General features: G+C 58.2%; 1 protein-coding gene. It reads left to right on the top strand.

The annotated features are described in order from the left end of the window. Nucleotides 1–445: 445 nt before the first annotated feature. Entirely contained in the window at nucleotides 446–685 is a 240-nt protein-coding gene (locus BM70_RS0130950; protein ID WP_025859593.1) for a DUF6124 family protein, read from the top strand. Nucleotides 686–796: the final 111 nt, after the last annotated feature.

Genomic DNA, 796 nt, shown 5'->3' with positions numbered 1-796 from the left:
CCTGGACGAACGCGTCGGCCGAGTTAGGGCCGCTTCGCAGCCCAGCGCGGGGCAAGCCCGCTCACCACAAGAATGTGGCTGCCTGTCGTTTCCTTAACTGACTGGCATCAGGGCAAGCCCCCTTCCACATGGCTCATTGCTGTGTTCAGAGATTTCCCACAAGGCTTTCAGGTTGTCTCTGGGAACTTCGCTGGCTAACCTCCTTTCCGTCGCTGCCCATTCAGCGGCCGGATTTGACCGTCCGACCTTGTTAACGAACTGCTACGCCCTGCACCCGTCTTAGGCGTTTTTTTGTGCCTGAGGTATTGTGTCGCGGCAGTTGTGCGCGGGATACCTTCGGGTATGCCGGGTTCGTTGACAACCGGTCGGTCAACCCGCGTACAGCTGCCACCCTCTTCGTTTGACCGCGAACGCTGGCGGCTCCACTTGTCAACGGAGTTCCACCATGATCAAAGACAGTCCCAATCCCCCAGCAACTCCCTTCACCCTCCGCCCCGAACAGGGCAGCGAAACCCTGCTGGCCAATGCCTCGCAAGACCTGGCCTGCCTCAACGACATCGCCGCCCATCTCGCCTTTGAAGTCGAGGGTGCTCAACGCAATGTAGCGCTGGGTATCTGCCGCATGCTTGAAGGTGTGCAATTGTTGGTAGACAAAGCGTTGAATCAGACTCATCCGGCGGCCTGATCGAACAACACTCTCGAAACCAATGAAGCTCAACTGTGGAAGCTGGCTTGCCTGCGATAGCGATCTGTCAGTGCCGAATGTATGAGCTGATGCACCGCTTTCGCCGGCAAG

Source organism: Pseudomonas sp. CHM02 (assembly GCF_000612585.1).
Taxonomy (GTDB): Bacteria; Pseudomonadota; Gammaproteobacteria; order Pseudomonadales; family Pseudomonadaceae; genus Aquipseudomonas.
Note: the sequence above shows the minus strand (reverse complement) of the source record. Positions and strands in the feature narration are given on the sequence as shown.

What these genes read in the sequence shown, in the direction of transcription:
- BM70_RS0130950 (WP_025859593.1), top strand. Translation starts at nt 446, where the DNA reads ATGATCAAAGACAGTCCCAATCCCCCAGCAACTCCCTTCACCCTCCGC.